Genomic DNA, 24348 nt, shown 5'->3' on the forward strand with positions numbered 1-24348 from the left:
GGTTAATTCATATCTTTATCTATGGCGACATTTTTGCTGGAAGTTGGCACCGAAGAACTGCCCGCCAGTTTTGTAGACGATGCTCTCGACCAATGGCAAGCCCGCGTTGAGGCTGAGCTGACTGAGCTGACCTTGACCCCTGAGGCAGTGCGCTTCTACGGTACGCCTCGTCGTCTAGCGATGCTGCTGGACGGATTACCCCTCCGTCAGCCTGACCGTCAGGAGGAGGTGAAGGGCCCCCCCGCCCAAGCGGCGTTTAAGGCAGGCCAACCCACCCAGGCGGCGGTGGGCTTTGCGCGATCGCGTGGAGTAGAGCTATCTGCCCTGGAGGTGCGTGACACCGACAAGGGCGCCTTTGTCTTTGTCAACCAGTCGATTTTGGGGCGGCCCACTAGCCAGATTTTGGCTGAGCTAATTCCCCAGTGGATTTTGGGCCTGGAGGGCAAGCGGTTTATGCGCTGGGGCGATGGTGACCTGCGGTTTCCGCGCCCCATTCGCTGGCTGGTGGCGCTGCTCGATGGCGACGTGCTGCCGGTGACCCTGGAAAATGGGTCAACCCTGTGCCAGAGCGATCGCATTTCCCACGGGCATCGGGTCTTGCACCCGGCACCAGTGCCCCTGGGCCGAGCCCAAGACTATATTGAGGCTCTCCGTAGCGCCTATGTCGAAATCGACCCTGCGGCTCGTCGGTTGCTGATTCAGCGCCAGGTGGAAGCCGCCGCCAAACCCCTCGGCGGGGTGCCGATGATGTCGCCCGCCCTGCTGGATGAGGTCACCAACCTGGTGGAGTGGCCCACCGCCGTCGTGGGCAAATTTGACCCCGAGTTTCTCGAACTGCCGCCGGAGGTGGTGGTGATTGAGATGGAGAGCCACCAACGCTATTTTTCCCTCTGCCAGAGTGCCGACGACCTGGCGCTAATGCCCTACTTCATTACGATTTCCAACGGTGATCCCAGCAAAGATGCCATTATTGCCGAGGGCAATGCCCGGGTGATTCGGGCGCGGCTTTCTGACGGTAAGTTTTTCTTTGATGCTGACCGGGCACAGCCCTTAGATGCCTTTGTCGCCAAGCTCGAAACCGTCACCTTTGAGGAACGGCTCGGGTCCATGGCCGCCAAGGTCAAGCGCATTGCCATGGTCGCCGATCACCTCTGCGACCAGCTCAATTTGGGAGCTCAGCCCCGGCAGCACATTCGCCGGGCCGTTTATCTTTGCAAAGCCGACTTGGTGACCCAGATGGTGGGCGAATTTCCAGAGCTCCAGGGAGTGATGGGGCAAAAGTATGCCCTCCATAGCGGCGAGCCCGAAGCCGTGGCGACCGCCATTGCCGAGCACTACTTGCCTCGGGGTGCTCAGGATGTTCTACCCCAGACGCTGGTGGGGCAGGTGGTGGGCATCGCCGACCGGCTCGATACTCTGGTGGGCATTTTTAGCACCGGGCAGCTGCCGACCGGATCGTCTGACCCCTTTGCCCTGCGGCGGGCGGCTAACGCGATCTTAAATATCATCTGGGTCGCAGGATTGCCCCTCAACCTGGCCCGGCTGCTCGATACCGTAGTACAGGACTTTGCCCAGGACCCTAGCCTGGAGGTAGCCGATGCCGAGGGCCTCAAACAACAGCTCCACGACTTTTTCTTACAGCGGGTGCAGACGCTGCTACAGGATGAGCTGGCGATCGACTACGACCTGGTCAACGCGGTGCTGGGCGATCGCGTGCTCAGGGACCCGCTAGATGGTAAGGATCGGGCCCTGTTTTTGCAGGAGATGCGCCGCAGCGGCCGCATGGATGCCGTTTATGAGACCGTCAACCGCGCGACTCGCCTGGCCTCCCAGGGCAGCCTCGATACCGAGGTGCTTGACCCCGAGGGGGTGATTGCCCCTGCTGCCCTAGAGGCGCAGTCTGAGCGCGGCCTGCTGGCGGCACTCAAAACCCTGGTGCCCCAAACCCAGGCAGCTCAGGCCAGCCGCAACTACGATCAGCTAGTGGCGGGTCTAGAGCAGGTGGCACCAGTGGTCAGCGGCTTTTTTGATGGCCCTGATAGCGTTTTGGTGATGGCCGATCAGCCCGCTGTGCGGCAAAATCGCCTCAACCTGCTGGGCCTGCTGCGCAACCACGCCCTGGTACTAGGGGACTTTGGGGCGATCGTCAAAGGGTAGCAATGCCATGAAAAATGCCCACGTGATTGGTTTAGGGAAGTCTGGAGTAGCGGCAGCGCGGCTGCTGCACCGCCAGGGCTGGACGGTGATGCTCAGCGATCGCGGCACAACTCCCGCCCTGGCCGCCCAACAGAACAGCCTGCGTCAGGAAGGCATCACGGTGCTGCTCGACTACAGCTTTGTGCCCGACAGCCGCACCAATCTACTGGTGGTAAGCCCCGGCGTACCCTGGGATAGCCCCGCCCTGGTAACGGCTCGGGAGAATGGGCTCGAGGTCATCGGTGAAACCGAGCTGGCCTGGCGGTTTCTACAGGATCGTCCCTGGGTCGGCATTACCGGCACCAATGGTAAAACTACTACTACCGCACTTACCGCTGCCATTTTTCAGGCGGCTGGGCTCAATGCTCCTGCCTGCGGCAACATTGGCTACGCGGCCTGCGAACTGGCCCTAGAGCCCACGGTGCCCGACTGGGTGATCGCGGAGTTGAGCAGCTATCAAATCGAGGCATCCCCGACCCTGGCCCCCCAGATCGGCCTGTGGACAACCCTCACCCCCGACCATCTCCAGCGCCATCACACCGTCGAAAACTACGCCCAGATCAAGGCCAGCCTGATGCATCGCTCGGAGCTAGCGGTGCTCAACGGTGACGACCCCTATCTGCGTCGGCACCTGGCAGAGGATTTTCCGTCGGCCTACTGGACCAGCAGTGCCGGGAAAGGTGCCGTTGCCCCGCTGCGCCCCAGCACCTATATCGAAGATGGCTGGGTTAAATTTGAAGGGTTGCCCATTGTGCGGGCCGATGCCCTGGGCATGGTGGGGGAGCACAATCGACAAAACCTGCTGCTGGCGGTGACGGCGGCCTGCCTGGCTGACCTCGATACGGAGGCGATCGCAGCAGGCGTGACCGGCTTTGCTGGGGTACCCCACCGGCTAGAGCATATCTGCACCTGGCGGGGCATTGACTTTATCAATGATTCCAAGGCGACGAACTACGATGCCGCCGAAGTGGGGCTGCGATCGGTGGCCGCCCCGACGGTGCTGATTGCGGGGGGTGAAGCCAAAGAAGGCGACGACACAGCCTGGGTGCAACGCATTCAGGCCCAGGTCGCCAAGGTGTTACTCATCGGCGATGCCGCCCCTCAGTTTGCCCAGCGGCTAGAGACGGCAGGGTATGGCAACTACGAGATTGTGGAAACCATGGATCGGGCCGTGGAGCGTAGCGCTGAAATCGCTCCGACCCTCAACGCCAGGGTGGTGTTGCTATCTCCAGCCTGCGCCAGCTTTGATCAGTATCCCAATTTTGAGCAGCGGGGCGAACACTTTCGCCAGCTCTGCCACCAGCGATTTTTGTAAGCTGACTTCACCACGAAAAAATGGCGTTGCTGTTCTGAGGCATGAATTTGGATAGGGCAAACGGCCGTTTGCTCCTACGAGGGGCGTTGAATGTTTGATTCATACCGAATTCCATGGGGCTACACCCGGGTTGTAGGGGCATTGCAGTGCAATGCCCCTACAAGATCCCTGTTTGGAAGCGGGGTTGCCCAAGTAGGGTTTCGGTTCATCGCTAGGTTCAGCAATCCCGAAAAAATGAAGCTTGACGAAACAATAGCAGCACAAAAAAGCCCGTGGGCGAGGCTCACGGGCTGCGGAGGCAGATTTAAGGCCTACATCGCGGCGACCTTAATCGAGCGCCGGGGCCGCTTACGCTCAGATTTTTTCTTGTAGCCAATGGCCTGGGCTTCGTCGCTGTCAGACCCATAGACCCCGCGCACCAGTTCTTTCATAGCCAGAATGTTGTCGTGAAACTGCCACTCCGCCAGGCGGGCCTTATCGGCGGCAGCTTTGGCGCGCACCATGGTTTTGGTCTCTTCATCCTGGGCGGCCATCATGGCGGCGTAGCTGTTTTGCAGCCCTTTCAGGGTGGTTTCGGGACGGCCGGAGGCGTAGTCGGCAATGGTGCCCACCCCCCGGAGCGAATCGACATCTTGATCGAGGTAGATGGACCGCAGGCGACGGCTGGTATCGGTAGTAGACATGGTTGGAATGCTCCTAAATGGATTTGTGAGTTGGCGTTAGCGACGAGGCTGTAGGGGCTTACCTGGCGCTGGGCGTAATGTGCCCGCTGCCCCAGCTAGTCCGGAAAATAGGGCGAAGCTTTGCAAAAGCAATATGAACAGACGGTGCTGAATGAAGTGGCGATGAGGGTGAAGCAAGTACAGGGCTGTACTTGCTTATCGTCGGGGTGCGATTGATTGTCTCCGGGGCGCGATTGCTTATCACTGGGGTGCGATTGCTTATCGTCGGGGTACGATTGCCTATCGCAGGGCTGTACTTGCCTATCGCCCAGGCGCGATTGCCTATCACCGGGGTGCGATTCTCGTGCCCAGGCAGAGCTTGGGCACGAGGGAGAAGGAAGCATCGCCTCAAATGCATCTGCACATGAACTACGTCAAGTCCAAAAAACGAGTCGCCGACCACGGGGAGGTTTTCACCCCAGCGTGGATAGTTGAGGCAATGCTCGACCTGGTGAAGCATGAGACGGAGCGCATTAACCTGAATTAAGCTATGCATGAGACTGATCGCTCTGAGGGGGACGTATGACAGTTCAAGAGGTACTCGCCGCCGCCAGTCAGTTATCCCAAGAGGAGCGCTTACAGGTGGCCATCCGGTTACTCGAATCGCTTAGGGAATCTCATCCTATTCCGCGCATGGAAACAGAGCTTGAACCGATGTTGGCTTGGGAAGGGGATGTGCTGGTTTATCAAGGCAAAATTTCTCCAACTTTCGATCTTGTGGCAGCGGTGCAGGCGGCGCGTGAGGAGCGATCGTTTGGGTTATGAGGTGCTTTTTTGACACTTCTATTTTGGTGGCAGCCGTTTTGCCGGACCATGAATCCCATGCCGTTGCAGCGAGCTGGTTACAGCCAGCCTTGTAGGGTGGGCACTGCCCACCTTAAACCTGCGCTCACCACCCAATCGGGAATACTACATATATTCCTCCCGCCACTCCACAAATGCCTGACTATCGGCGCGCCTATACCCCTGGGGCTACCCTTTTTATCACTCTGGTAACCTTCAACCGCAGGCCCATCTTTGCAGATCCTATTAACATTGCTCGTCTTCGCCAAGCCACAGCCACTGTTAAAGCAGAAATGCCCTTCGAGGTCACAGCAGCAGTGGTAATCCCCGACCACATTCATTTTCTAACGAGAAAGTGACGTTTGGCAGCGACGATTTTGGGAGCACACCATTCGTGATGAGGCAGATTGGATAGATCATGTAAATTATGTGCACTACAACCCGGTGAAGCACGGGTTGGTAGATTGCCCACACCAATGGAAATTTTCAAGTTTTCGATGGTTTGTGGCAGAGGGGTTTTATGAGGAGGGTTAGGGATGTTGCTGTGGAGGCAAGAGAGCAGATGTGTTTGATGGAGAGGGGTTAGCGGCGGGTGAATGAGTAGATTGGTGGGCATTGCCCACCCTACTGCTGGACTCAACATTCCTCACCAAAATCCAAAATCGTAAATCCAAAATTAGCACTGTTGGGGTTAGCGGTGGGTGAATGAGTGGATTGGTGGGCATTGCCCACTCTACTGCTGCTGGAGGTACAGGACGCTCGCAGTCAGCCCAAAAACAGCTTGTAGGCGGGGTTTTGGTTTTCGTCCCAGTATTGATAGCCGAGGCTGTCGAGAAAGCCCTGCCACTGGGCCATTTCGTTGGGCGGCACCTGAATGCCAGCGACAATGCGACCATAGTCGGAGCCGTTGTTGCGGTAGTGAAACAGGCTGATGTTCCAGTCGGGGCTCATGGCGCTGACAAACTTCATCAGCGCGCCGGGGCGTTCAGGAAACTCGAAGCGGTACAGCAGCTCATCGTGGGCCAGGGGCGATTTGCCGCCGACCATGTGGCGCAAATGCATTTTGGAAAGTTCATCGTCGGTTAAATCCAGGGTTTTTAAGCCTTTGGCCTCAAAGAGCTGGGCCATATCAGCCGCATCGGCGCGACCCTGCACCTCTAACCCAACGAAAATATGGGCCTCGTGGTTGTCGGCAATGCGGTAGTTAAACTCGGTCAGGTTGCGGGTGCCGATGCATTCGCAAAACGCCTTGAGGCTGCCAGGGGTTTCGGGAATGGTAACAGCAAAGATGGCTTCGCGATGTTCGCCGATTTCGGCCCGCTCGGCCACAAACCGCAGGCGATCGAAGTTCATGTTGGCCCCGCAGGCCACGGCCACCAGGGTTTGGTCGGCAATGCCCTCGCGCTCAACATAGGCCTTGGCTCCGGCGATCGCCAGCGCCCCAGCCGGTTCTAAGATCGACCGGGTATCTTCAAACACGTCTTTGATGGCCGCGCAGGTGTCATCGGTGCTAACCAAAATGATGTCATCTAGGTACTGCTGGCAGAGGCGAAAGGTTTCTTCGCCCACCTGGCGCACCGCCACGCCGTCGGCAAACAAACCCACCTGGTTCAGCCGCACCCGCTCCCCTGCTTTTAGAGATTGAGACATGGCATCGGCTTCAAAGGGCTCTACGCCGATGATTTTGATATCGGGCCGCAGTCGTTTGACGTAGGCAGCGATGCCCGCAATTAAACCGCCGCCGCCAATGGCGACAAAAATGGCGTGGATCGGCTGGGGCTGCTGGCGCAAAATCTCCATACCAATGGTGCCCTGGCCCGCAATCACATCGGGGTCATCGAAAGGGTGCACAAAGGCCAGCCCCTTTTCGTCAGCAAGCTGGCGGGCGTGGGCATAGGCATCGTCGTAGGTTTCACCGTGGAGCACGACTTCACCCCCCTGCGCTTTGACCGCGCTGACCTTGACCGCTGGGGTAGTCGTGGGCATGACAATAATGGCGCGGGTGCCCAATTGCTTGGCGCCCAGCGCCACCCCCTGGGCGTGGTTGCCCGCCGACGATGCCACCACCCCCTGGGCCAGTTGCTCCGCCGACAGGTGGACCATTTTGTTGTAGGCTCCCCGCAGCTTGAACGAAAATACCGGCTGCATGTCTTCTCGCTTCAGCAGCAGCCGGTTTTGCAGCCGCGCCGATAGGTTGGGGGCCAACTCCAGGGGGGTTTCCTGCGCGACATCGTAGACCCGGGCGGTGAGAATGCGTTCGAGATAGTCGGTGGGCATTGCGGAGGGAGATGGCAAAGGATTAAACCTTCATTCTAGAGCGGTGGTGGCGGTGGCGTACTCGATTTTGGCAGTCGGGCCTGAGGTCAGCGATTGTCTGGTGAAGTAGCTCTACTTGAGGGCCAGCCGCAAAATTTGTCACCGATGAGGCTCTCATCGTGGGCAATCGGTGAAGAACCGCGCAGACAGGGGATCGCAATGGGACATCCTGCGCTAGAGTTGCAGGGGAAATTGGCGTACTGTCCATGCCGCTTCGACTATTTCTTCGCCCTAGGGCCCCTAAGGTCAATAGCCCTGGCCCTGTCCAGGTGTGGGTGGGTGGCCGCCCTAGCCGTCTCTGGCGCTGGTTAGGGCCACCGCTGGTGCTATGTGGGTTAGGGGGTGGCCTGGCGCTACTGGTACTGAGCTTTCGGCTGGGCCTGCGGCTCATGCTCGATCCCCAGGCTGTACCCCAGGGATGGGCTCGGTTACAGTCGCAGTCTGTGAGTTTACCCCCGGCTACGACTCTAGATGAGCTGCGACGGCAGGCGGCGGCAGAGCAGCAGCAACTGGGCGTGCCGCTGCCCGTGCAGGGAAAATCTGGCTGGCAAGTGCTGCCCCTGCTAGAGGCCGATACTGGGGCGATCGCCGCCCTGACCCTCTATCAAACCCAGCCTGGCCCTGGCGGCAGCGACGATGAATGGCGGGCGATCGCAACCCTTACGGTAGATCCCCTACCCCGAGCAACGGTGCTGGCTCCCTGGCACAGCAGCCCCCAGGCCCCTACCGCCTTACCGACCACCCTGCCTCTGACAAAGATAGCGCCGCTACCACCAGCCGCCTCGGCCTCGGGCACCTGGTTCACCCTAGAAGGTATCTGGCAAGAGCAGGGACTGGCCCTCCGCTACGGACACCTGCTCTACATCGATCCGCAGACCCCGCAGCTAGACCTGCTGGCCTCCTGGAGCAGCCCCACCAACCGTCCACCCCAGTGGGTCGATCTCGATGGCCAAGCACCCAGCGATCTCGTCGTTGATGAAACCGTAGGCCTAGACCCGGCCCTGCGAGGCATACAGGTGCTGGCCGGGACGACTCCGCGCCTGCAGCCAGTGTCGTGGCTGCGCATGCCCGTCGATGCCGGTGCCCAGGCCGTTGCCTATCAGCGGGCGCTGCGATCGGCGCGAGGCGGTCTGTGGCACCCGGCCAAAACCCAGCTCGCTGGGCTAAAAGCATCCCTTGGTCAAAACTGGACCCCAGCGGCTGAGGCCCAGCTCAGGTTGATGGAGCGCCATGCCGCGATTACGTCCCAGCAGGCTGGGCAAGACTGGTCGACACCAACCCAGCAGATGCTGGCGCTGGTGATCGATGGCCGTTGGGATGGGGCGTTAGCAATCCTAGAGGCCAACCCCGATCTATTGCCAGCGGTGATTAAACGCCTAGAGGCCGATCAGGGTCGGCTGTGGAATCGTATTAGCGCTGCGGCGGCTCTCCCCAACCCAGACCCAGCCGTATACGTTTGGGGAGGGCTGGCACTCAGGGCTCGGCCAGCCCAGCCTGACCGTCGGGATGGGGCCGATCAAGACTGGCTAAACCGACAGTCGGTGCCGACAGCGGCCCGGCAACGGTTGACCGCTGTGCTGGCCGCTTTGTCGAGGGCTGAGCAACCAGCGGTTGCTAGGGTCAAGACCGCTACTGAAGCGTCGACAACCGAGGCGTCGGAGGGTGGCGCTGCGATCGCTCTACCCCCCCTGAAGGCGATCATCGGCCAGGCCCGTCCGATCGCAGCGCCCAGCAGTGGCTACGCGGCGCCAGGTCAAGCCCTCGATGCTTCGTTAGGGCAGTGGTACGCCATCGAGCTACGAGCTATAAACCAGGGCAGAACCTGGCAATCGGGCGGTCTGGTAATCCCTAGTGGAGCCGCCCCAGCGGCGGTTTGGCCAGCGATTCAGCCCGTGGCCCAGGCCTCACCGCAGCTGTTGCAGTGGGTTAGCCCGACCACTGGGGTGGCGGCTCCCATCACCCTGCGAGGGCTACAGTTAACCGATGGGATCGCGACCCTGCTGGCTACCGGGCCACCGGCCAACGAGGCGGCGCTACCGCCTCTCATATTTTCCCAGGGAGCCCTGATGTGGTTGGCTGCTGGCCAGCGTCAGCAGCCGGAGTCGGCGGTGGTGGCAGCGGCAGTGGAGCTTGCTATCTTTGATCGTCAGCCTGCCCCAGCGAGCCTGATGGATGTCTTGGATGAGCTGTCGCAGCACAGCCTGGACTTGACCGGGGATGGCCAACCAGAACGAGTCTTGACCTGGAATCAGGCCGCTCTGAATCAACTTAAAACCTGGGGTGTCTCGGTAGACCAGAACAGTTCTAAAACCATTATTCTCAGCTCCAATGGCACGGTGCTCTACAGCGATATATTGGCCTCCCAAACCCTAGTCGCGTTGACGAGCCCGGCCCCAGGGAGCCCCGTGGAGTTGCTGGTGTATGGGTCTGGAGGTTACCAGCTATTATCCTGGGCGGCGGCGGCTCAACGGTTTGAGTGATCGCCGACTTAACGGTTTGAGTGAGCGGCGACTCGGGCCTGCCCTTGGCAAAGTACCCTAGGTGAGTTAGATCTTGCAGTTACGGTAGTGCCGCCCCACAACGCGATCGCGCCCTGGAACAACAGCTCGACGAGGCCCAAATTCAGACCGAAATTCTCAGGCTGGAGCAACAGCGCCAGGGGGAATTACTGCAAGACCAACAGCGTCAGGTGCAGCGAGCCCAGGCGCGCCTGGTCGAATCGCAATCACTGCTAGACCAGGGATTTATTGCCGAGGATGAGTACGATCGCGATCGCGACGCCCTGGAAACCGCCCAGTCAGACCTGCGCGGGGCTGAGGTTGACCTCCAGCAGTCGGCACTAGCGATTCGTCAGAACCAGGCTACGCTGGCCAACCTACGGGCCCGGATTGCCGACAACGCCATTGTCGCCCCCTTCGATGCGGTCGTGCTCAATGACGACAATGGCAAAGCCCAGCAGCGCCCCGTGACCACAGGGCTAGACATCTTAGAAGCGATCGAAATTCTCTCCGGGTTAGACGCAACCGACAATGTCATTCTGAACGCCCCGCCCGATCAGCCTCTAGCGGAGGGGATGGCAGTGGAAGCTAACCCATCTGCATTCCCCTAGGGCCGCCGCCTACTCTGCGGAAGGTGCCTAGCGGTTGGTCATCACCACCCCTGCAATCACCAGACAGCCCCCCAGCAGTAGCGACGAGGTTGGCGTTTCTTGCAACATCAGGGCCGCCAGGGCGATCGCCCAGACTGGCACCAGGTTAATAAACACCCCAGCCCGCGCTGGCCCCAGCTGACGCAGACCGTCGTAGTACCAGCTAAAGCCCACCGCCGACCCGAAAATGCCCAGGTAGACAATGCCGCCCCAGGTGGTGAGCGATGCGGTGGCGATCGCCAGCCCCAGCCCATCGGCCAGGGCTGGCCCCAGCAGCAGCAGCGCTCCGGTTACGCAGGCATAGGTGGTGGCTGCAAAGGGCGATAGCTCGGCCATGACTGCTTTGCCCAGCAGGCTGTAGCTCATCCAACTCACCACACAGCCCAGCATCAACAGCTCCCCCAAGCCCACATCCCCCCGCAGCAGTTTCAGCGGGGCACCATCGCTAATCACCACTGCCGCTCCCACCAGCGAGAGGCCAATGCCCAGCAGCTTGGTGCGGCTGAGTGGGTCTTTAAACACCAGGGCCGCCCCCAGGGCGATCGCCACCGGGTTGAGGGCAATGATCAGCGCGGCTCGCCCGGCCTCCACCGTTTTCAGCCCCGAGAAAAAGAACACGTTGTAGGCAAAAATGCCCGTCAACCCCAACAGTGCGATCGAGAGCCACAGCTTTTTGGGAGGCCAGGGCAACCCGCCCTCGATCGCATAGGTGAGTATCACCAGCGCAACCGAAGCCACTGCAAAACGACAAAAGGCCGCAGCAAAGGCCCCCATATCCTGTACCACCAGCCGTCCGGCGATGAAGGTGCCGCCCCAAAGGGCCATCGTGACCAAAAGCTTAAGATAAGTCATCATCATGGCTAAGCCGGGCTTACCGCCCTAAAACCTTGACCCAAAATGGAGCCAAGGTAGGCTATTGAGCCAACCCACCTAAAATGACAGGCCCAGGGCTAAACAGTTGCCCCCTTCAACGGCACTGACCTGGTAAGCCTGGGTATCAATGGTGGTTGCAACCACGAGCTGGTCTTGGTCAAAGGTGGTGCCGTCGATAGTGCAGCTGCCCCTCAACACCAGCAGATAGTTACCGATGTATTCGTAGCTCTCTAAGGACGTGCTTTGAATAAATTGAGAACTCATGCCACCCGCTGGATCGAGCGGCACCGAGTAAACTGAGACGCCAGCTTGGGCCTCGGCAAAGGGATACATGGTCTCAAAGTCAGGATCAGCGGTGTTGATTTGAACGGGCGTGTAGTCTTGAATCAGATCGGTGTTGGCAAAATCTGGGGGCGAAGCATAGGCCAAAATAAAGAAGCCCGTGCTGTCTGAGATCGAGTGGCCGCTGCCGGGCGGGTTAAAGTAGAGCGAGCCAGTCGGGTATACCCCCTTGGCATCGGTCTGGGTGCCAGCGATTGCATAGACCGACTCGGTCATGGAATGGTAATGCAGCCCTACGCTACCGTCGGGGATGGTGTACCACAGAATGCTGATGTGCTCGGTGTCAGCAGCACCGGAAAGAATCAGCTTTTCGAGGTTTGGCCTGAAGGTAAAGAAGTCGTAGTTGCTCGGGTTTGCCGTGAGCTCAGCCAGGTCAACTACGTTGGAGTTAGCCAGCCCTGACTCCCTGGTTTCAGTTGTAGATTCTGACATTTCCTCAGCCATAGCAGGGGTAGAGATAAGGCCGTAGCCGACAGAGGTAACCAGCCCTAGAACCATCAAAGCTCTAGATTGAACAGATTTCATAGCTAACGGCTCCTAGGCCAAAGATGATGGAGGATAATGCTGAAAACAAGAGCTAAACCCTATCACAGCCAGAATTAGCCATCTGTTAGGGGCGGACAACTCCCAGGCAGCACCTGTGATACCAAATCCACCCGCCCGCGCTGCCATTAAGGCCAACCTGTAGGGCATTAGGGTAGCCAAGCCAGAGGCCCTATGGAATTTGCCCCGAGCAATAGGAGATAGCCAAGTCGGATTTGGCCTGAGATCGGATTTGGCCTGGGAATGGTTCAGCCTACCGACCCTCAATCCTCCGCAGGTGTAATACGGCGAGTCATTACGCTGATGTATTCGCCGCTGCGTCCGGTAGGGATAGGGTCGATCCAGGCGACTCTGGCGCAATACCGCAACACTTCCATGCGGTTAATGGCTTCTATGACAGCAGCATAGTCACCGAGGAGAATGTGGGTCAGGCGATCGGGTTGGTAAGTTGGCAGCGTAAACGTGCTGGGAAGGTCATTCTCCCCAAGAGGCTCATTCAACATAGTTTTTAGTCGTTAGAGGTCCGTTTCTAGCGTTGTGGGCTCGGGCTTATGTAAGCCCGAGCAAGTGAGTGGGAATAGGACTTGCCTGAGAAATCTGGCGACACTAGACCAGAACAGATCAGTGCCAGAACAAATCAGTGCCAGAACAAATCGGTTCTAGAACAGGTGATTCAGCCTGGACAGATTTTGTTGCCTAGCGCGAGGAAAAGAGCCCTGGGAGGTGCATTGGCATATTGCATGGGTGATCGGAAAAGAACATTTCGCGTCAGAAGTACACCTGATCGCATATCAATATTATGTGGGTCAGACGAACAAAAAGTCAATAGAATTTTATGAATCTGATTCTAGATCTCCGAAGTTAGCTTGTTTAGCAATGATGTTTAAAAGCTTCCGCTTAGAGCGATCGGGCTCATACTTGCTGTTTTCCCATTCGCTCACGGTTTCTCGGCGCACGCCGAGTTCACTGGCAAACTGCTCCTGGTTGAGCCCTTTGTACACCCGCAGCGCCTTAATAGCACGGCCCTGCCAATCGATCGCACCATCCTTGTGCTGAACCTGGTAAGTAGCCTGGAAGGTTTGAAAGGTGACGGTCTGCTGAGCTAAATCGACCGCCTCTACCTGGTAACCGGCGCTCACCCAGGCCCTGGCCTGGAGGGCACTGGCGCTATCGCGATTGCTCCACCAGTTTTTCTTCTTCAGCGCTGAAGTCGGCAATGAGCGGCCTATTAGGGTCTCAATCTCAGCAAATGTCAGGCTTATGGCCCCCTGCTCACAGTGTTGCAAATGTTCGAAGAGGGGATAGTATTTGCTTCCAGGTTTGACGCTCATGGCCCAGGGCTACCTTGGCAGTAGAACTCATTATGTCGCTAAAAGCCAGAAATTCAGCTCAAGCAACCCTATGGTATCAAGGCTGTTCAGACAAGAGATAATCCGGGCTTTTGGCCTGGCTGTACTAAGCTGGGGCGTTCAGCGGCAGGTTTGGTGATAAATTCGACGACCTTGCCCAAGTCTTTGAACATCTTCGCCTCAATATCGCGACGGTAGGCCTCGGCTACAGCAGTAGCGTGGAAGTAGCGCAGAGCATCACTCAGATAGCGCACATGGCGTTCTTCGTCTTGCAGCACTGACTCGATCGCAGCCCGGGTAACCGTCAACTGTGCAGGCAAGGCCTTCAGCATACAGCGGAAGCCGCGTACGCCCATCTCTTCGGCCAAAAAGACACTGGCTAACAGGTGAGGCAACGGCGCTGCGGCCAGGTCTTCGACCTGGTGGTAGCGCCGCATGGAGGCTTCGCCTACGCTCAATCGCGACTGCTGGGCGGCTTGGCTATCGAGATCAATAAAGTAGCCTTCGCGCTCTACAGCCCTGGTGAAAATTTGAGCATGGCGCACCTCGTCATTGACGTGGCGCTGCATTTGTTCGTCGAGCCAGCTGGGAATATCAGTGGCCTTGGCCTGCCGAATATAATCAACCGTGCGGCTGCCTTCGGCTTCCTGCAGAGCCAGGGATGCTAACAGGTGAGGCCGCCGTTGGGCGTTTGCAGCGCTCTGACTATAGTAGATGGCGCTAAAGCTAATCAATAGGTAGTGCTGAAGCATCGCTCAGGGCTAAAAAATTGGATCCTGTGGTTATTGTAGAAAGTCCTAGCCGATGCTACCGCCTCGGTCAAAACGCAGCCAAAAATAAAGCCGGAGAACGTTGGTGTCTGCGGCTGGGCTGCGAGCTTGCTTGGGGCCAGGAATCAGCTAGGCTAAATCGGCATCGGCATCGGCATCGGCAGTAGGCGGAACCGCAGAGGCAGTGGCCTCTGGAGCCGAAACAGGTGGCTCAGGGGCTGGAGGAGGTGCCACCGGCGCGACAACGGGAGCGGGCTGGGCTGGGGGTTCTGCTGCCACCGAAGGCTTGGGCTCGGACTCTGGAATGCCCAATTGCTGACGGGCTTGGGAAAGGAGATAGGCGGTACTCGACTGCACGGTATTGAGCAGGGCTTGACCGGTAGAGGCCATCGAGGCAGGCGCAGCGCTAGGGTCTTTTTCGCTGAGGCCAATGTACCAAGTGCGGGTGCTGCGGCCCAGGCCGACAGCGGTGCGATAGAACCACTCCCCCCCGACAAAGGTGAGGCAAATAACTAACCACAGCAGGATAGCGACTTCCCGGAGAATATCCCAGGTGCGGGCTAGGGTCTTTTTGTAGATGTCGCCAGTGTCGGCAGAAAACAAGAGCTGACTGACGATGCTGGCTTGTTCTTTAATCTTATCCATAGATCAAAACACTCCAATGGCTAACAATAGCTGGGCAGTCACGACAATTTTATGCCCACATAGTAAGCTCAGAGGCGATCGGATAGTGATGCCTGGATGAATCTAAAGTAAAGGCCTTTAAGCCCCTTCACTCCAAATCTTCTTCAAGACTTGGTCTGGATTAATGTCGGCTAAGGTGCCATTAGCAGAAGTAAGGGTGACTAGGCGATTGGCATCATGACTGGGCAGCAGGGGGCGATCGCCAGACAGCAGCCCTAGGGCGTAGACATTGAGAGCCATAGCCAAGCCCAACGGGTAGCCTTCTACTGCCACCACGAGGTTAGCCGCCGCAATCATCGCGGCGGCCTGACCTGGCGTTTCTGGCCGCAGAATCTTCAGGTCGGGTACTAAGGTGGCAATGGCGGCGGCTTGGGGTGCCCCCTCGTCGGTCTGGAGGATTACCACCGGCAAATCAGGCTGGCGCTGCTGAAAATCTTTGAGGATAGCGACCCAGCTGTCGGTGGGGTAGATCGCCCCCGTTGCCGTAGGGCCGGGATATACCAACACGTAGCCATCGGCTAGCCCCGCCCCTTTGTGCATTGCTTCAACGGCGGCGAGGTCGCTGCGAGGCACATTAATCGAGAGTGCCGGCGGGGTGCCAGAAATATTGATGAGCCCGAGCAAATCGCCATAGTCAGGGGTCTCAGCCTGGCGCGGCACCGTATTGGTTAGCAGCAGATCGTTGGCCCCACCGCTGTAGCCCAGCCGCGCAGGCACCCCGCTCAGCCACAACAACAGGCCAATAGACCAGGAATCGGTGAGGGTGAGCGCCACATCGAACTCGCGATCGCGCACAATGCCCAACAGGTTGGCCCAGTCTGCCGGGCTATTACTGGCCTCAAAGTTGTAGGGCACCACTTCGGCGACCGCTGTCGAGAGCTTATAGATGGCCGCAGTGCCAGGGGCCGCGACCACTGATACTTCGGCGTTTTCAAAGCTGTCTTTGATCTGATTAATGATCGGAAAGAAGCTCAGCTGAGTCTCCGTTTCCCCTGGGACAAGAGCCAGTACCCGCATAGTTAACGTCCATGCCTATTCGCAAGCTATTGTAGTGGAACCTGGTTAAGGTTAAAGGGATATCTGGCTGACAAAATGCATTAAATTTCACCAAAGGTGATAAATCCTGCCCTCCGGAGGTCAAAATTCACCCGGATGATGCCGCCAAACGTCAGTCTCCAGGCCCATCTCCCCCCAGCCCGGCCCGATCGTGAGTGGCCAGCTCAGCCCGCCCCAGCCAGGTATTGTCCGTTTTGCGCCCGCTATGCCCCCCGCTTATTTACTGATCCCCGCCGCTGGCAGCGGTCGCCGCATGGGAGCCGATCGCAACAAGGTTCTGATCGACCTGTTGGGGCAGCCCATTATTGCCTGGACGCTCCAGGCCGCCGCCCTGGCCGAAGCGATAGTGTGGATTGGCCTGATCTGCCAAGAGCGCGATCGCCCCGATCTGGAGACCATTGTGCGATCGCTCGCTCTCACCAAGCCCGTAGACTTAATTACTGGCGGCAACAGTCGGCAACAATCGGTCTATAACGGCCTCCAGGCTCTGCCAGCGGCAGCCAGCCACGTCCTCATTCATGATGGCGCTCGCTGTTTGGCCACCCCCGATCTATTCAACCGCTGTGCAGCAGCCCTGGAAACTACTCCAGGGCTGGTAGCCGCCGTGCCCGTCAAAGATACGATCAAGGTCGTCGATGACGACCAAACCATTCAAGCCACCCCCGATCGGCAGTACCTGTGGGCAGCCCAAACCCCCCAGGGATTTGACGTAGCGCCGCTAAAACAGTGTCACCAGCAAGGGCTCACCCAGGGCTGGAACGTCACTGACGACGCCGCCCTGTTTGAAAAATGCGATCTCCCGGTGCAGGTGGTAGCGGGCGAAGAAAGCAATCTCAAGGTGACCACGCCCATGGATCTGGCGATCGCAGAATTCATACTAAAACAGCGCCTGGAATCGCCCAAAGACTACCCAAACGCCGTAGCTGTCTGAAATTCAAGATTTTGCGTTTACAGGTCACCGCCCCGAAGAAACAGCAAAAATACAATGACCGGCCCGGCAACGACAATCATGCCGAGCATAGTCAACTGGGCAATTAGCTCGAAGTTAATATTACTCAAAAAACTGCTCAGAAAGCTCATGAAACCTCCCAACACAAGGCGACTGGACTAGAATAAAGCTTGCTTTCGGTGCTCATTCTACCTGCTAACGCAGCACCTATTTTAGATAACTTAACAAAATTCTAAGGCAGCAGGCACTGCCCGCGATCGTGGGGCCAGGAAGGCCCGAGGAGACTCAATGGCCACCTGGCAATGTGTAAAATCCTGTGGCGCCTGCTGTTTTTTAGCGCCCGCCGAGCGCCCCGACCTTGAGTCTTACCTGTCTCCCGAGCAGCTGACACTGTATCTCAGCCTGGTCGGTGACGATGGCTGGTGTATCCACTACGACTCTGGCCAACGCCTCTGCAATATTTATCCAGACCGGCCGAGCTTCTGCCGAGTGGCCGCCGATACCTTTGAAACCATGTTTGGCGTTGACGCCAACGAGCTGGATGAGTTTGCCATTGACTGCTGCCAAGAGCACATTGCTGATATCTACGGTGACTCTAGCCCTGAGATGACTCGGTTTGAGCAGGCTGTGGGCCTAGAGCCCTAGGCCCTAGAACGCGCTCCAGTTGCAGTTTTGCAGACCCTTGCAGATAATGAAAGCATTATGAAATATCAGCGGTGGTCGATAGGGCTGACCCAGCCCAGAGCTTAGCCCGCCAACCGCCCAGTGCACCCATCTCCAGGCTTTAGCCATCGTGCCCATCTCCAGCCCTGCCCCTGAGTCCCCTGCTAGCGACCCCGCCCAGCCTGCCACAACCGTGAGCCGATCGGCGTTTTGGCGCGTCTTTGGCTCTACCTTTGTGACCATTTTTTTGGCTGAGTTGGGCGACAAGACCCAGGTGACCACGCTACTCATGAGTGCCCAGTCTCAGGCCCCGTGGATCGTCTTCTTAGGCGCTGGCAGCGCCTTGATTACCACCAGTTTGTTAGGAGTGCTGCTGGGGCAATGGCTGGCCCGCCGCGTCTCTCCTGATACCCTCGACACGGCAGCCGGAGCCACCCTGCTGGGCATTACGGTGTGGCTGTTGTGGGATATTGCCCACCCTTAGTCTCTAGACTTGACCAACCCCCTACACCCACCCTATGGATTGGAACCTCCTCGCCCTCAGCTTTGCCGCCGTGTTCATCTCAGAACTGGGGGATAAGAGTCAAATCGCTGCGATCGCCCTAGGCGGTAGCTCCAAATCGCCCCGTGCTGTTTTCCTCGGCACCGCCGCTGCGCTGCTTCTGGCCAGCTTTCTGGGGGTCATTATTGGCGAGGGCACCGCCCAAGTTTTGCCCGAACGTCTCGTTAAGGCGGTGGCAGCGGTGGGGTTTGCCCTGCTCGCCGTCAGACTGCTTTGGCCCGGCGAAAGCTCCGATTAAACCGCCACCTACTGTTGTAATCCTAAATCCTGTTGGGTTACCCCCGATTCCTCAAATAGGCCTATTCAAACAGGCTTCAAGCTTAGATACACATGGGTTCTAGCTTCAAATAGGCTAAAACCGGATGCAATCGATCACCTCGCGCAGGGTTTGGGCCGACTGCCGCAGCAGCTCTTCTTCCCCAGGGCTGAGGGTGAGATGCAGGCGACGGCTAATGCCTGAGCGCCCGACCACCGCCGGCACGCTCAGACACACATCCTGCACTCCTAAAATCTCATCCATAATGCAACTCACAGTCAGCACCCGATTTTGGTCGCGAATGATCGACTGCACGATGCGCGTAACCGCCAGGCCTACCGCGTAATTGGTATAGCCTTTCCGCTGAATGATTTCGTAGGCCGCATGCTTGGTCTGCTGAAAAATATCATCCATCGTCTGACGCTCTTCAGTCGGCATGCCATCGTGGTAAAGGGGGGTGCCACAGACGTTAGCCTGGCTCCAGAAAGGCACTTCGCTGTCGCCGTGTTCGCCAATAATATAAGCGTGCAAACTACGGGCATCAATACCCAGATGCCGAGCCAGCAGGTACCGAAATCGCCCGGTATCCAAAACCGTGCCCGAGCCAAACACCCGATTTTTAGGCAATCCCGATAGCCGCCAAGCCGCATAGGTGAGCACGTCTACGGGGTTAGACACCACGAGCAAAATGGCTTGGGGGCAGTGGGCCACAATGTCAGGGATCAGTCGCTTGAAAATCTCAACGTTCTTTTGCACTAGGTCTAGGCGGGTCTCGCCTTCTTTTTGGGCCGCCCCAGCCGTGATCATCACCACATCGGCCCCGGTAGCCTCAGCCATGGTGCCCGCTTTAATCACCGTGGGATGCACAAACGACATGCCCTGCTCCAGGTCCATCACCTCGCCGAGCAATTTCTCCTGGTTAATATCCACCAGCACCATTTCATCCAGCACATTCTGAATCATCATGGCGTAGGCACAGGCCAACCCGACCTGCCCCGCCCCAACAATGACCCCTTTCAGTGGACGCAACGGATCGGGCTGGAAATCATCTGGTGGATTGGCGACAAAGAGGCTATCAACCATAGGACTTCTCGGGCTGAGGGGCAACGCTTTAATAAACCATAGCGCTGGCAAATCGTCCTGTAGTGGGCGCTTCAATTGTTGTCTGAGGGTGTTGCCTGAGGGTGTTGCCTGAGAGTCTTTTCTGAGAGCGTTACCTAAGTTCTAACCTCGGTTGCCTGGCGATCGGCCACCATAGTTTCTAGGCGAGTCTGCAAATCTTCGGTCAGGTGCTTGGCGCTGGCCTTGAGCGCCTCAGGCGAGTCTTGGCTGCTCAAATAGCGGCCCACAGTGAGTGGCTCTCCAATCGTGATTTGGGCTGGGCAGCGCCAGCGGGGATAGTCTTCGCCGTAGTGAATATCGATGGGTAGTATCTGCACCCCCAGCCCCGGTTGAGCCGCCTCGGCCTGGGCCGCTAAACGAGCTAGCCCTGGCTTGAGGTTGTGCACACGGTCATCTCGGCGGATGCCACCCTCGGGGTAAATCACTAGCATCGCTCCCCCTAGCAGCAGGTCAATGCCGTGGCGCAAGCTAGCCACCGTGGGCCGACGGACATCAACCGCAAAGCCGCCTAAACGCCGAATAAACCATCCCTGCAACCCTTTAACTTCATCTGCGGTGACCATAAATCGCAGATCGCGCCCGGTAACCGAGCGTCCAGCGACAAAGGGTAGCAAAATCGAGTCCCAACGGGCCCGATGGGTGGGTGCCAAGATCACCGGGCCCGTGGCAGGCAGATGGGATTGCCCTGTCACTGAAATCGGGCCAAAGTAGGCCGGCACCACCACCCGTTCACCCAAAAAGTAAGCCAGAGGGGTGAGCACAGGTGAACAGCGAGATGCGGTTGGGATCATTGCCCCCGTGGAGGGTGCAGGAGACGATTCAGACAACTCAGAAGATTTCATAAGAAAGCGTACGCAGGAACCATGGGTACTAAAACATGTGGTGCTTACACTAGGTTTGCCCAGTATGCCCCCCTGCGGGTTCAGTCGCCCGTAGCCGGAAACATATCGAGTGCTGTCCTAGTCTGTGTATAAGCACTACCCTATAGCGACTATCCCAGGGCACCAACCCATCTCAGGACAGTTCAGTCGGTGTCATGACGCTAGAACTGGCGACGCTGCGCTTGCCGCCGCTGCTGAAACCATTGCTGGAGTTGCTGGCGACAGGGCTCAGCCAAAATACCGGGAACTACTGTTAGCCGATGGTTGGAACAGGGGCCATCGGGCAGGTTGAGCACCGATCGCACCGCCCCAGCCTTAGGATCAGCCGTACCGTATACCAGTAATCCTAACCGGCTCAAAATAATCGCTCCGGCGCACATGGGGCAGGGCTCAAGGGTGACGTAGAGGGTGCATTCGTTGAGATGCCAGTTGCCCAACCGGCGGGCGGCTTCTCGCAGCGCCAAAATTTCGGCGTGGGCGGTGGGGTCTTGGTCTTGCTCACGCCGATTGCCCGTCTCCGCTAGCACCACACCTCCAGGGCCCACCACCACAGCACCCACGGGCACATCGCCAGCTGCCCCGGCGATCTCGGCTAGTTCTAGCGATCGCAGCATCCAGCGGCGGTGGGTGACTTCCGCCTCATTTTCCAAATCCAGGGGAGGAACATCGTAGGGCATAGCAGGGGCTAAAACAGATGGCCAAATTATTCATAATTGATAGCCGTGGTCAGTGCTGCCTTTAGGCGGCTGTGTTTCCCCTTGGGCATCGGTTTTTGTACAACATTCCCATCGATAAATTCACAGGCTGGTTTTGTCTCTGGCAACGCCAAAAACGCTTCCAGGGTCATTTTGGGTGCCTGGGCCTGAACCATGATCAGTCTCCCTTCCCCAACGCCGACTCTCTTATTATCACTGGTCTATATTCCCACTACACCCCTGGCCAAGATCAGGCGGGCGCTATCTCTGGCACAATAGGGGCATTGAGAGCTGTCGATCTACATCGGCGACCACGTGGCCCAGATGCCCCAGGGATTGTCTGTGGTCAATTTAGACCATTTTGCCCCGCCCAATCTGGCGATCGAGATTGCCAAAGCCTCTCTGCTAGATGACCTGGGGGCAAAGCGGCAGCTGTACAAAAATCTCGACATTGCCGAGTACTGGATTGTCGATGTCGGTGGGGCCGAGGTGCTGGGATTTGCGATCGCTAACCAGGGCAGCCAGCAAATTCGTCAGTCCAGCGTACTTCCCGACTTTTCGTTAGATGTTCTCAAGTCGGCTCTACAGCGCCGCCGCCAGAGCGACCAAATAGCGGTGGGGCAGTGGCTAATGACCCAGTTTCAATAACCTGAGTCTGCTGAAGCGCCAAACAATTCCCCCAGCCGCGCGCAGGTCCGCTCAATGGCATCTAGACTGCCGGGGTTGACTGGCCAAAGTTGTCAAAGCGATGCACCTGTTCCTGCTGCGTCGCCTTTGACTGGGGCCGACATTGTGTTCTAGGTTGTGACCCTTGATTTTGAGAGTGTTGTTATGCTCGTTTTCCACCTTCCAGCTTGTGCGCCCGGCTAGAACAATTTCTGCTACGTTGTCATCGCTCAGGGTGTGGTTGGTGGCAGTAGATTTTCTACCTCATACTTCCGAATGCCTGCGATCGCAAGGTTAGAATAATCCCCCATACCAATCTGGATTGAAGGCTAGCCTACAGATACGACTGCAACGTCTGGTTGACCAGGGCCGCGTGATCGCTCAAAAAGTCATCGCGGCTGATCAACACATAGTCTCCCACGCTAAAGATCGCCTGCAAAACAGTGGGTTCCAGCTGGTCGTAGGGGGGCTCGTTTTGCTGCCAGGCGGTGAACTGCGATCGCGGCACCAGGGCCACATCGAGTTGCTTGGTACTGAGCAAGCTCGCCACCCTAAAGCCATCGCGGGCGCGGGTGACCATCGCCCGCGACTCGGGTAGTTCTGTGGCCAGGGTATGGGCGATCGCGCGACCCAGATCGCAGGCCAGTTCGTCTTCCCGGTCTACCACGATAAACAAGTGGAGCTGGCGGTACACCTTCCATTGGGGAAACGGGGTGTGGCCCAGCACCGGCCAGAGGGCCATCGCCCCCATGTGCAAAAAGCCCCGGCGGTTCATGGGCCCAACCTCTCCGCCATCTCGACCCGGCCTTGGGTGTTGACTGAGTCCTCAAAAATGGTCAGCGGCAGCACCGCCGACACCAGATAGTTGGGCACATCCACCAGCTGCCCAATGCGCAGATCGGCGGCCACGCTGGCCACCACGTAGGCCTGCTCACGGGTCAGCCCGTGGTTTTCCACCAGGTAATCGACCAGGTCGATCAGGGCATTGCGGGCCGCCAGGGTGAGGTCTTCAGACAGATTGCTGAGGGGTTCTAGCACCTCGCTATTTAAGTAGGTGTAGTAGGGGGGAATCTCTCCGGCCTGTTTGATTGGAATGCCGGTGGTGGCATAGAACTTCTCTGGGGCCAGGGCCTTGAGCTGGTCGCCCCCTTCAAACTGAGGCGCTTTCACCTGCGCCCCCAGACCCTCGCGAATGGCGGTGGTGACGGTGACGGTGGCCCCCATCTCGATGGCGGTGCCCGAGACTTCCCCATCCCCCTGGGCGTAGTGGACATCACCGATAAACAGGCCGCAACCATCGATAAAGCAGGGAAACAAAATCGTCGTGCCCACCTGCATTTGCTTGACATCCATATTGCCGCCATTTTCCCGGGGTGGAATGGTGCGGATGCAGCGGTCGTTGTCGGTGCCGTCGGGGCCGCAGATGGCCGCTGGTAGGGCGCCGGTGGGCTCGGGGGCCAGGGCGATGCCCCCCACTTCGCCCAGATGGGTTTCTCGGGCTAAGAAGGTTTCCAGTTCGGGTTCACCGGGCAGCACACCCATTGACCCGGCGAAGGGGGCAAAGGGAATTTTTACCTGGGGAATTTCTGCCGATACGGCGGCGGTGCGATCGAGGCTCCAGTTGGCAATGTAGGGGTCAGGAAACAGATCGCGCAGAAAGCCAAAGCCGGGGGCAATCACCGTGTAGCCGTAGGGATCGGGCTCGACATCCTGCAGCGTTACGGCCAAAACATCGCCGCGTTTGGCTCCCTCGATGTAATACGGCGGCGGTGCGATCGAGGCTCCAGTTGGCAATGTAGGGGTCAGGAAACAGATCGCGCAGAAAGCCAAAGCCGGGGGCAATCACCGTGTAGCCGTAGGGATCGGGCTCGACATCCTGCAGCGTTACGGCCAAAACATCGCCGCGTTTGGCTCCCTCGATGTAAACCGGGCCGGTCATCGGGTGCACCAGGGCCAGGTCAGCGGCCACCACATCTTCGGGGGTAGAGCCGGGGCCAAAGGCGCTGTCAAAGGCATCGCGGGTGCCAAAGACGATCTCCTGGCCGGGCACAGCCGTCGCCACCGGGGGAATATCGGGATGATAGCGATTAAAACAGGCCGCATCGTCGGCACAAAACTCGCCCATCCGCTCTAGCACAATCGGCGCTGGCATCTGGCTATGCCCGGCGGTGGCACCGACCAGCACTAGGATTACGGTTAGAGCTAGCCCTAGGCCCAGCTTCCAATTCCTCACACACCCTCCAATCCCCCCACTGGGGATAATGTTAACTTCTGTTTAAGTACCAGGGAAAGGAGTGAGCATGTGGCTATCTTCGCTACCGTTTGGCGCTCCTATAGCGATACCACCGCGTTTAGGACGTTAGCCACGGCCACTGGCAAAAACTGAGGAGGCGCACTGGCTACACAGAATCCGATGCGGGAACCCCCGATTCAAGCCAGAAACTCGTAGGGGCATAG

The 24348-nt window shown here is 58.2% G+C and carries 26 protein-coding genes and 4 pseudogenes; 12 read left to right on the forward strand and 18 right to left on the reverse strand.

What is annotated here, in order from left to right; genetic code table 11:
- Nucleotides 1-21 precede the first annotated feature (21 nt).
- Entirely contained in the window at nt 22-2157 is a 2136-nt protein-coding gene (gene glyS / locus IQ254_RS02270; protein ID WP_193963942.1) for a glycine--tRNA ligase subunit beta, read from the forward strand.
- A gap of 7 nt (nt 2158-2164) precedes the next feature.
- Nucleotides 2165-3511, forward strand: coding sequence for a UDP-N-acetylmuramoyl-L-alanine--D-glutamate ligase (murD, locus tag IQ254_RS02275; RefSeq protein WP_193963943.1), 1347 nt, complete (start codon nt 2165-2167; stop codon nt 3509-3511).
- 311 nt (nt 3512-3822) lie between these two features.
- On the opposite strand, the gene IQ254_RS02280 is transcribed toward murD, so the two are convergent.
- Nucleotides 3823-4194: a hypothetical protein gene (locus IQ254_RS02280; protein WP_193963945.1), complete on the reverse strand. Its 372-nt coding sequence runs from the start codon at nt 4192-4194 to the stop codon at nt 3823-3825.
- 403 nt (nt 4195-4597) lie between these two features.
- Here IQ254_RS02280 and IQ254_RS31970 point away from each other — a divergent pair.
- The 3 genes and pseudogenes from IQ254_RS31970 to IQ254_RS33415 form a co-directional block, all read left to right on the forward strand.
- A pseudogene (locus tag IQ254_RS31970) lies at nt 4598-4711 on the forward strand (SAM-dependent DNA methyltransferase); the annotation flags it as partial.
- Nucleotides 4712-4755: 44 nt separating this feature from the next.
- Entirely contained in the window at nt 4756-4998 is a 243-nt protein-coding gene (locus IQ254_RS02290; protein WP_193963947.1) for a hypothetical protein, read from the forward strand.
- Nucleotides 4999-5171: 173 nt separating this feature from the next.
- Nucleotides 5172-5550: pseudogene (locus IQ254_RS33415) on the forward strand (transposase).
- A gap of 231 nt (nt 5551-5781) precedes the next feature.
- On the opposite strand, the gene ilvA reads toward IQ254_RS33415, so the two are convergent.
- Entirely contained in the window at nt 5782-7293 is a 1512-nt protein-coding gene (gene ilvA, locus IQ254_RS02300) for a threonine ammonia-lyase, biosynthetic (protein WP_193964002.1), read from the reverse strand.
- A gap of 245 nt (nt 7294-7538) precedes the next feature.
- On the opposite strand from ilvA, the gene IQ254_RS02305 reads away from it, so the two are divergent.
- Nucleotides 7539-9812 carry a hypothetical protein gene (locus IQ254_RS02305; protein ID WP_193963949.1) on the forward strand — a complete coding sequence of 758 codons (2274 nt, stop codon included), beginning with the start codon at nt 7539-7541 and terminating at the stop codon, nt 9810-9812.
- A gap of 209 nt (nt 9813-10021) precedes the next feature.
- Complete coding sequence (locus IQ254_RS02310; RefSeq protein WP_193963951.1) at nt 10022-10441, forward strand: hypothetical protein; 420 nt, start codon at nt 10022-10024, stop codon at nt 10439-10441.
- Nucleotides 10442-10468: 27 nt separating this feature from the next.
- Here IQ254_RS02310 and IQ254_RS02315 read toward each other — a convergent pair whose 3' ends face one another.
- From IQ254_RS02315 to IQ254_RS02345, 7 genes are all read right to left on the reverse strand, one after another.
- A complete protein-coding gene (locus IQ254_RS02315; RefSeq protein ID WP_228039979.1) occupies nt 10469-11338 on the reverse strand; it encodes a DMT family transporter in 870 nt (289 codons plus the stop codon).
- Between the two features lie 72 nt (nt 11339-11410).
- The gene (locus tag IQ254_RS02320; RefSeq protein WP_193963953.1) at nt 11411-12220 is read right to left on the reverse strand and encodes a cupin domain-containing protein; all 810 of its coding nucleotides are present in this window, start codon (nt 12218-12220) and stop codon (nt 11411-11413) included.
- A 281-nt stretch (nt 12221-12501) separates the two neighbouring features.
- Nucleotides 12502-12741, reverse strand: a complete 240-nt coding sequence (locus IQ254_RS02325) for a hypothetical protein (protein WP_193963955.1) — start codon at nt 12739-12741, stop codon at nt 12502-12504.
- Nucleotides 12742-13071: 330 nt separating this feature from the next.
- Nucleotides 13072-13455, reverse strand: a complete 384-nt coding sequence (locus tag IQ254_RS02330) for a DNA-binding transcriptional regulator (protein ID WP_228039981.1) — start codon at nt 13453-13455, stop codon at nt 13072-13074.
- Nucleotides 13456-13655: 200 nt separating this feature from the next.
- Nucleotides 13656-14339: a ferritin-like domain-containing protein gene (locus IQ254_RS02335; RefSeq protein ID WP_193963959.1), complete on the reverse strand. Its 684-nt coding sequence runs from the start codon at nt 14337-14339 to the stop codon at nt 13656-13658.
- A 147-nt stretch (nt 14340-14486) separates the two neighbouring features.
- The gene (locus IQ254_RS02340; protein ID WP_193963960.1) at nt 14487-15002 is read right to left on the reverse strand and encodes a hypothetical protein; all 516 of its coding nucleotides are present in this window, start codon (nt 15000-15002) and stop codon (nt 14487-14489) included.
- 117 nt (nt 15003-15119) lie between these two features.
- Nucleotides 15120-16058 carry a glycosyltransferase family 9 protein gene (locus IQ254_RS02345; RefSeq protein ID WP_193963962.1) on the reverse strand — a complete coding sequence of 313 codons (939 nt, stop codon included), beginning with the start codon at nt 16056-16058 and terminating at the stop codon, nt 15120-15122.
- Nucleotides 16059-16302: 244 nt separating this feature from the next.
- Here IQ254_RS02345 and ispD point away from each other — a divergent pair, with 244 nt between their 5' ends.
- Nucleotides 16303-17028 (forward strand): 2-C-methyl-D-erythritol 4-phosphate cytidylyltransferase, encoded by a 726-nt coding sequence (ispD, locus tag IQ254_RS02350; protein WP_193963964.1) that lies wholly within the window; start codon nt 16303-16305, stop codon nt 17026-17028.
- Between the two features lie 17 nt (nt 17029-17045).
- Here the strand turns inward: ispD and IQ254_RS02355 are convergent, their stop codons facing one another.
- On the reverse strand, nt 17046-17177 hold the full coding sequence (locus tag IQ254_RS02355; protein ID WP_193963966.1) for a photosystem II reaction center protein Ycf12/Psb30: 132 nt from the start codon (nt 17175-17177) through the stop codon (nt 17046-17048).
- 157 nt (nt 17178-17334) lie between these two features.
- Here IQ254_RS02355 and IQ254_RS02360 point away from each other — a divergent pair, with 157 nt between their 5' ends.
- The 3 genes from IQ254_RS02360 (at nt 17335) to IQ254_RS02370 (ending at nt 18509) form a co-directional block, all read left to right on the forward strand.
- Nucleotides 17335-17691, forward strand: a complete 357-nt coding sequence (locus IQ254_RS02360; RefSeq protein WP_193963968.1) for a YkgJ family cysteine cluster protein — start codon at nt 17335-17337, stop codon at nt 17689-17691.
- A 211-nt stretch (nt 17692-17902) separates the two neighbouring features.
- Nucleotides 17903-18193, forward strand: a complete 291-nt coding sequence (locus IQ254_RS02365) for a TMEM165/GDT1 family protein (protein ID WP_369011285.1) — start codon at nt 17903-17905, stop codon at nt 18191-18193.
- Between the two features lie 34 nt (nt 18194-18227).
- Nucleotides 18228-18509, forward strand: coding sequence for a TMEM165/GDT1 family protein (locus IQ254_RS02370; RefSeq protein ID WP_193963970.1), 282 nt, complete (start codon nt 18228-18230; stop codon nt 18507-18509).
- Between the two features lie 114 nt (nt 18510-18623).
- Here the strand turns inward: IQ254_RS02370 and IQ254_RS02375 are convergent, their stop codons facing one another.
- The 4 genes and pseudogenes from IQ254_RS02375 to IQ254_RS02390 form a co-directional block, all read right to left on the reverse strand.
- On the reverse strand, nt 18624-19547 hold the full coding sequence (locus IQ254_RS02375; RefSeq protein ID WP_193964008.1) for an L-lactate dehydrogenase: 924 nt from the start codon (nt 19545-19547) through the stop codon (nt 18624-18626).
- A gap of 197 nt (nt 19548-19744) precedes the next feature.
- Complete coding sequence (locus IQ254_RS02380; RefSeq protein WP_313887340.1) at nt 19745-20410, reverse strand: lysophospholipid acyltransferase family protein; 666 nt, start codon at nt 20408-20410, stop codon at nt 19745-19747.
- A gap of 281 nt (nt 20411-20691) precedes the next feature.
- Nucleotides 20692-21207, reverse strand: a complete 516-nt coding sequence (gene tadA, locus IQ254_RS02385; RefSeq protein WP_193963974.1) for a tRNA adenosine(34) deaminase TadA — start codon at nt 21205-21207, stop codon at nt 20692-20694.
- 35 nt (nt 21208-21242) lie between these two features.
- Nucleotides 21243-21401, reverse strand: a pseudogene (locus tag IQ254_RS02390) (Uma2 family endonuclease); the annotation flags it as partial.
- 148 nt (nt 21402-21549) lie between these two features.
- On the opposite strand from IQ254_RS02390, the gene IQ254_RS02395 reads away from it, so the two are divergent.
- Nucleotides 21550-21873, forward strand: a complete 324-nt coding sequence (locus IQ254_RS02395) for a Uma2 family endonuclease (protein ID WP_228039987.1) — start codon at nt 21550-21552, stop codon at nt 21871-21873.
- Nucleotides 21874-21996: 123 nt separating this feature from the next.
- On the opposite strand, the pseudogene IQ254_RS31275 reads toward IQ254_RS02395, so the two are convergent.
- The 4 genes and pseudogenes from IQ254_RS31275 to IQ254_RS31280 form a co-directional block, all read right to left on the reverse strand.
- Nucleotides 21997-22146 (reverse strand): annotated as a pseudogene (locus IQ254_RS31275) (ISNCY family transposase); the annotation flags it as partial.
- Nucleotides 22147-22225: 79 nt separating this feature from the next.
- On the reverse strand, nt 22226-22666 hold the full coding sequence (locus IQ254_RS02400; protein ID WP_193963977.1) for a hypothetical protein: 441 nt from the start codon (nt 22664-22666) through the stop codon (nt 22226-22228).
- A complete protein-coding gene (locus IQ254_RS02405) occupies nt 22663-23619 on the reverse strand; it encodes an acetamidase/formamidase family protein (protein WP_228039989.1) in 957 nt (318 codons plus the stop codon). Before IQ254_RS02405 ends, IQ254_RS02400 begins: the two co-directional genes overlap by 4 nt.
- Nucleotides 23528-24124: an acetamidase/formamidase family protein gene (locus IQ254_RS31280; RefSeq protein ID WP_313887341.1), complete on the reverse strand. Its 597-nt coding sequence runs from the start codon at nt 24122-24124 to the stop codon at nt 23528-23530. Before IQ254_RS31280 ends, IQ254_RS02405 begins: the two co-directional genes overlap by 92 nt.
- Nucleotides 24125-24348 lie beyond the last annotated feature (224 nt).

It is taken from the genome of Nodosilinea sp. LEGE 07088, assembly GCF_015207395.1.
In the GTDB taxonomy this organism is placed as follows: Bacteria; Cyanobacteriota; Cyanobacteriia; order Phormidesmidales; family Phormidesmidaceae; genus Nodosilinea.